The sequence below is a fragment of the Aeromonas sp. s11 genome (genome assembly GCF_040907945.1).
Taxonomy (GTDB): Bacteria; Pseudomonadota; Gammaproteobacteria; order Enterobacterales; family Aeromonadaceae; genus Aeromonas; species Aeromonas veronii.
In genome coordinates, this window is the sequence record NZ_JBFOCU010000041.1 from 89514 (window position 1) to 95513 (window position 6000).

Sequence of the window (6000 nt, forward strand, 5' to 3'; positions counted from 1 at the left end):
TTTCCTTGGCCCACCCGAGATGCGAAAGGGCTACAAACGGTGCTGAAAATGGCGGTTAAACTGCGCGAAAATCCGAAAACGCGCCGATGTGAATTTCGGGAGTCCATGCGGGGCATGGGGCCGTGGGGTGGTGTGTTATGTCTGTTGGGGATGAGGGTGAGCCCCACCCGCCCTCATCTGGGGCTCAGCCCCATGATCCGGCTTCAGCTTGAAAAATGTGGAGCAGATGGAAAAAAGGAAACTTCTCCTATCCAGCCTTCTCTATGAGCGTTGTCCGCTGGCTTCTCTGGTGGCCTGGCTGTCTTGGTCTCTTACTTGGTTTTTCCTCGGCGTCTCTGAGTCGAGCTTGTCTTGTTGGCTAGAGTGGGGGGACACTCCCTCCGGGCTGCTTGTTATAAATATGTTTGGCCTACAGAGCCCATATTTTCTGTCTAACCCTTGTCATCGTCTGGCGGTGCGGCGGGCCTCTGGTCGTTACCCCCTGCTAGAGACGCTGTTTCATGCGCATTGGCCCCGCGCATCCCACGTAACTGAAGCCCTATGCCCTCAGAAAAAAGTAAGGCGGGATTGCTCCCGCCTGATCTTCTTACTGAGCGATATACAGTTCTACACCGCACTTTGTATCTCTTGGGTCTCCCAGCTCCTTCTGGCAGGTCTTGCCCTGGCCCTTCTCATCGAGTTCGAAAATCCGCTTGGCCTCGACTCGATAGACCCCGTACTGCGTCTTGAGCGGGTTAGTGAATGGCCCTTCAAAATCAATGCTGCATTCCGAGCCGCAACTTTCCACAACAGTATGTCCGTTGCTCTGGATCGTGATGAACTCAGCTGTACCGCTACCGCCCGAAAAGTTGAAACGCCGCTTGCCCACAAATGGTAGATCAGTGCGGGTTTGGGTTTTCCCCTTCACCTCTTTGGTGTGCTGGCTCCGTGCTGCCTCACACATCTTGTCCAGCAGGGCATCAATCATGACATCCGGTTGCGGCTGGCCATTTATCTCCAAGGCTTCCACGCTGAACTCTTCACCTTGGATCCACATCTGGAGCAGGCCACGGACAGGTCTATCTCCATATGTGAACGTACCACTCACGTTGACCAGTTTGCGGCCATCAGCGGCTTTGCCTGCCGACCACTCGGGATCCTTAAAGAAGCTATCGGCCTGCTGCTCCAAGGTCACGCCTGGACAGCTTTCCAGTTCTCCGCCTTTCACGGTCAGTTCGTCCCATTTACTGAGCAATCCGGCTTGAGCCGCTGGTGCCATCAGCAGTGAAACACTGGCAGCCAGAACGAGCTTCTTTACCCTTACCATACCCATTGAAATGCCCTCACAGCCTGATAGTTGTAACGCTTGTCGAATTCTTCTTGGGATAGGCAAAGCACCTTGATGAACTCGACCAGAGAGAGCAGAACCGGGATCCCAGTGGTGCAAGCGGCCAGATAGATCAGACCCCAGCCCCAGTTACCGGCATAGAACTTGTGCAGGCCGATTCCACCACCAAAGAAGACCAGCAGGGCCATCAAGACCTTTCGCTTACCTCTATGGTGAACTGTGCCTCCCGCTGGTGCTGGTTGAGTTGACGCAGGAACCGACGCCTGCTCACGGATAGGCCATGCGGCTGCATCGATAGGCAAGGGGAGCACTTCAGCGATCGCCTTGGCCTTCTTCTTGGCGGTGCCCCATGTGTCGATTGCATCAACGAAGGAGCCTGTCAGCGATAGCTCAACAATCCCTTCTTCTGGTGAGGTGAAATGGACTGTCACGCGCAACCCGAATGGATTGATACCGTACTTCCAGGATGCTTCCAGCGCACCCTTGGCTCTGTCAGCAATCTTGATAGTGCCACCCTCTGCTTGCAGGTGAGCGGCTACGTGTTCGAAGACAGCTTCATAGTCGGCATGACTGCGTAGAACGAGATCAGATAGCTTGGTTATCGTGGGAGATCCCATGTTTTTTGCTCCTTGTTGGTTGAACTACAGATAGTGGTGATTTGCCCCGACAGGTGGTGTCGGGGATTGAAATAAGTGGTGTGAAAATGTGGCTTACATCCGGTTAAGCAGGGTCTTGAGGTCACGTTTGACCAACGCTTGGATCCCCGCAGGGCTGATCACCTCAAGGTGCGGCAGGTACGTTTTGATCACGGGTAGCAACTGGGCCCCATCGAAAACCCTGCTTGCCAGCAAGATGCTGCCGTCCTCTAGCTCTCGGATCAGTGCCTGCTCGGGAAGGATGTTCCTGAGCTTGAATTCGTGGGCGATAGGCGCGGCTGCCTTGATCACCACTTCGTGAGTGGGGATGGCCTCTTGCTCGATGAGGTGTTGAAGACGTTGCTGCTGTGACTCGCTGATCGTTGCTGGCGTTTCTATCTGCTGGAGGTTGGCGATACTCGATAAGGGTTCGATAAATGGCGTATCCGCCGTTACCCCTGCCAAGTACCAGCGGCCCCGCTTATTGACCAAGCGGTATGGCACAATCTCTTGCTCTACGGGCTCGCCCACCCATGACAGCATGACGTTGAGCTGTTGGCTGATTGCCTTGGCCAGTGGCTTTAGCCATTGGTGATGACTGTCGTCTTCATCGAGTTGAAAGCCCGAGAGGACGAATACAGGTGTTGATGCTGGGTTGAGCCAGTGCTTGATCAGGGTATCGTGATCATCCGGGAACAGTGCTTTGGCCCCGAGTTGCTCGCACAGTCTCAAAATGGCGGGTGTGGTGGTTCTCCCCAGATAGCTGGGGTCAAGCCAATAGGTTTGTCCGTCACGATCCAGCGGTAGATAAGCCAGTCTGACGTTCAGGTCTCGCTGGATCGTGCGAGCCGAGACATTGAACTCGTGGGCCAACTCGGAGATCACCAACCGCTGCCCGTTGTTGAGCTTGGTCAGGATCACGCCGAGGCGTTGGGCTAGGGTGTCGTGTTCTGCCATCCAGGGGAGCATCGTAGTCAAAGGTATCCAAGTGTCACGGAGGTGCCCGACAGGGCGTGTCGACTTGGATCTTCACGACAGGTGAGTGTTTGGGTAAGCAGAGTTGGTATAGCTGCAGGGACTTTGGTATCTGAAAATACGGAAAAGTTGATGGAATGCCGACGATCGCGTCGAGGCGTCGAGTTTGTCCGTCAGCTCGTCACGACCGTCGGCATTTTTCCCCTAAATTCCTCCATTTGGGCTGAGTTGGGGTAGGGTTGAGTGGACCGTGTTGCTAGGTATCAACGCCTGTTCCACACAGTTGGCCACTTGAGTGCTGGTGTGTCTCAGCCTGCTGGCGTGCAGGTGGGCATAGCGTTGGCTGGTCTGGCTGCTGGCATGACCTAACTGGGCTTGCACGTCATACAAGGTTCCACCACTTGAGACGATCAAGGCTGCAACGGAGTGGCGACAGGTATGGATACAGACTGGCCCCTCAATCCTCGCCCGCTTGAGCATCCGGTTAAATGGTCTGGTAACGTTGTTCAGCGGCTGGCCCTGTTTCTGTCCTGGAAACAGATAGGGATTCCCTTCAATGGGGTGGGTCTCCTTGAGGATCTGCATAGCCATATGGTTGAGGTGGAGGATCCGACTTTTCCCATTCTTGGTGTGGGGGATGAAGAGGGTCAGCTGGGATTGATCGAGGTGTTCCCACTTGGCCAGCCTCAACTCGTCCTTACGCAGCCCCGTCAGCAACAGCAGTTTGACGTACTGACCTGCATAACGGTTTTCATCGATATCCGTAGCCATAAACAGCCGTCTGATCTCCCCTTTGTCCAGATAGCGGGTGCGTTGGTTGTTCTCGGTCAGGCTCTTGAGATGTCTCATTGGGTGTTGCTCCAGATAACCCATTCGAACGCTCCACGTCAGGATCGCTTTAAGCAAAGTGGTGATCCGGTTGTTGGTGGCGGGCTTTACCTTGCCCAGCAAGTTGGTCTGTAGAGCCTGGCCTTGCTCAAGCTTTATCTCTGACAGTAACCGTGATCCCAAGGCTGGCTTTAGGTGGTCACGAAAGCGTTGTGCATCATCCCGCCATGATCGTTTGTGGTGCATGGCATAGGGGAAGTAATGCTGCTCAAACAACTCGGTCAGGGTGAGTTCCTGCCGCTTATCTTCCTTCTGTTGCTTGGGGTCGATGCCTTGCGAAAGCAGACGTTTATAGTCTGTGGCGATCTCTCTGGCTGTGTTCAGGTCAACATCGGGGAAGCGGCCTATGGATATAGCCCGTTTACGTCCTTGCCAGAGATAGCGAAGCAGGAATTTTTTGGAACCTTCACCTTTGCCTACCAGACATTTAAAGCCTGGGATCTGGGTGTCACTGTATTCGGCTTCAGTTGATCTGGCATGGGGTGGATTCGGTGGTAGCGCCTCAATGGCTTTTTGAGTGAAGCGAAATCGGGAGGGAGCATTTGCCATCGTCTGTCTCCTGTCATTTGATGAGTGGGGTAGGGCTGGTCTGCCCAAGAAAAACAGCACAGGGATGTCAATTCCTTGTGCTGCTGGGGTGAGATTGGGGATTGGGTGAGCCTAATGCTGGTCTCTGGCCAGAGGTGGAACAGGGCTTGGCCAACTTCTGGTCGATATCCGGTCTTCTGGGCGGGGAAATTCGCCAGGCGTAGAGATTTGCTGTCGGTGGCGACGAGCTGACGAATTGACCTAAACGGTTCCCGACGCTCCGTCGCCACCGACGCGACTTTTTCAGTTTTTTGCCTGAACTGGATCAGTCTGGTGTCACCGTCAGGGTGAATACGCCCATCTGGGCATAGCAGCAAAAGCTCTGCTGCCAGACGTCAAACCATTCATTGTAGTGGTCTAATCATCCCGGACACCATTTTAGGTGGTACAGTCGCCACCATGACCTGAGGTGTTCAATGACAAGATTACGTCGCTCATTTACTGCCGAATTCAAACTCGAAGCCGCATCCCTGGTGCTCGACCAAGGATATTCTGTCCCTGAAGCCAGCCGTTCACTGGATGTCGGTGAAACAGTGCTCCGTCGCTGGGTTCTGCAGCTGCAATCCGAACGAACTGGCACAACCCCAATCAGCAAAGCACTGACTCCAGAGCAGCAGAAAATTCAGGAGCTGGAAGCCCGTATCAACCGGCTCGAACGTGAAAAGGACATTCTAAAAAAGGCTACTGCTCTCTTGATGGCGGACGAGTTCACACATACGCGCTGATAGACCGATTAAGGGAGCAAGCCCCCATCACTTTGGTCTGCTGCGCCTTCGATGTTCCCACCTCCTGTTTTTACGATTATCTGGCTCGCAGGCGGACGATTAACCGTGAACGTATGCAACAGCGCTGTGAGTTGCGCCGGTTGTTCAAAGAGAGCAGGAGCTCTGCAGGCAGCCGCGCCTTGATGTCGATGATGCGAGAGTTGGGGTATCAGATTGGCCGATTCAAAGTACGTAACCTGATGAAGGAAGCCGGTCTGGTATCCAAGCAACCGGGCGCTCATCGCTATCAGGTGGCACAGTCTGAACGACCGGACATACCCAATCTGCTGGCCCGCGAATTTGATGTCCAGCAACCCAATCAGGTGTGGTGTGGCGATATCACCTACGTCTGGGCCGGTGGTTGCTGGCATTACCTGGCAGCGGTGCTTGACCTGCACACTCGGCGGGTCGTGGGCTGGGCGATGTCTGATAAACCTGATGCAGAATTGGCAATCAAAGCCCTGGAGATGGCCTATCAGCAGCGGGGTTGCCCATCTGGTGTGCTATTTCACTCTGACCAGGGCAGCCAATATGGCAGTAGGGCATTTCGGCAACGAGTGTGGCGCTATCGCATGACCCAGAGCATGAGTCGGCGTGGCAACTGCTGGGATAACGCCCCGATGGAACGGTTGTTCAGAAGCCTGAAGTCAGAGTGGCTCCCGGCTATGGGATATATGAGCTTGCGGGAAGCAAAGCGGGATATCAGTTATTACCTGATGGATTACTACAACTGGCGGCGTCCACATCAACACAATGACGGGATACCGCCAGCAAAAGCCGAAGAACGGCCTAACCAAGTGTCCGGATTTAGTTGACCACTACA

Annotated in this window: 5 protein-coding genes; 1 reads left to right on the forward strand and 4 read right to left on the reverse strand. The window is 54.4% G+C overall.

What is annotated here, in order from left to right:
- Positions 1–586 precede the first annotated feature (586 nt).
- The 4 genes from AB5Y84_RS12205 to AB5Y84_RS12220 all read right to left on the reverse strand — a co-directional run bounded on the left by AB5Y84_RS12205 (position 587) and on the right by AB5Y84_RS12220 (position 4374).
- Positions 587–1312 (reverse strand): hypothetical protein, encoded by a 726-nt coding sequence (locus tag AB5Y84_RS12205; protein WP_368177027.1) that lies wholly within the window; start codon positions 1310–1312, stop codon positions 587–589.
- Positions 1300–1944 carry a TM2 domain-containing protein gene (locus AB5Y84_RS12210; protein WP_368177028.1) on the reverse strand — a complete coding sequence of 215 codons (645 nt, stop codon included), beginning with the start codon at positions 1942–1944 and terminating at the stop codon, positions 1300–1302. Before AB5Y84_RS12210 ends, AB5Y84_RS12205 begins: the two co-directional genes overlap by 13 nt.
- 93 nt (positions 1945–2037) lie before the next feature.
- On the reverse strand, positions 2038–2919 hold the full coding sequence (locus AB5Y84_RS12215; protein ID WP_368177029.1) for a helix-turn-helix transcriptional regulator: 882 nt from the start codon (positions 2917–2919) through the stop codon (positions 2038–2040).
- 222 nt (positions 2920–3141) lie between these two features.
- The gene (locus tag AB5Y84_RS12220; protein WP_368177030.1) at positions 3142–4374 is read right to left on the reverse strand and encodes a tyrosine-type recombinase/integrase; all 1233 of its coding nucleotides are present in this window, start codon (positions 4372–4374) and stop codon (positions 3142–3144) included.
- Between the two features lie 455 nt (positions 4375–4829).
- Between AB5Y84_RS12220 and AB5Y84_RS12225 the strand changes: the two genes are divergently transcribed.
- Positions 4830–5992, forward strand: a protein-coding gene (locus AB5Y84_RS12225) for an IS3 family transposase (protein ID WP_368176341.1) whose coding sequence is annotated in 2 segments (ribosomal slippage) — positions 4830–5085 and positions 5085–5992 — 1164 coding nt in all. Because the reading frame shifts where the segments join, the coding sequence is not laid out codon by codon here.
- Positions 5993–6000: the final 8 nt, after the last annotated feature.

What these genes read in the sequence shown, in the direction of transcription:
- AB5Y84_RS12220 (WP_368177030.1), bottom strand. Translation starts at nt 4,374, where the DNA reads ATGGCAAATGCTCCCTCCCGATTTCGCTTCACTCAAAAAGCCATTGAG.
- AB5Y84_RS12205 (WP_368177027.1), bottom strand. Translation starts at nt 1,312, where the DNA reads ATGGGTATGGTAAGGGTAAAGAAGCTCGTTCTGGCTGCCAGTGTTTCA.
- AB5Y84_RS12215 (WP_368177029.1), bottom strand. Translation starts at nt 2,919, where the DNA reads ATGGCAGAACACGACACCCTAGCCCAACGCCTCGGCGTGATCCTGACC.
- AB5Y84_RS12210 (WP_368177028.1), bottom strand. Translation starts at nt 1,944, where the DNA reads ATGGGATCTCCCACGATAACCAAGCTATCTGATCTCGTTCTACGCAGT.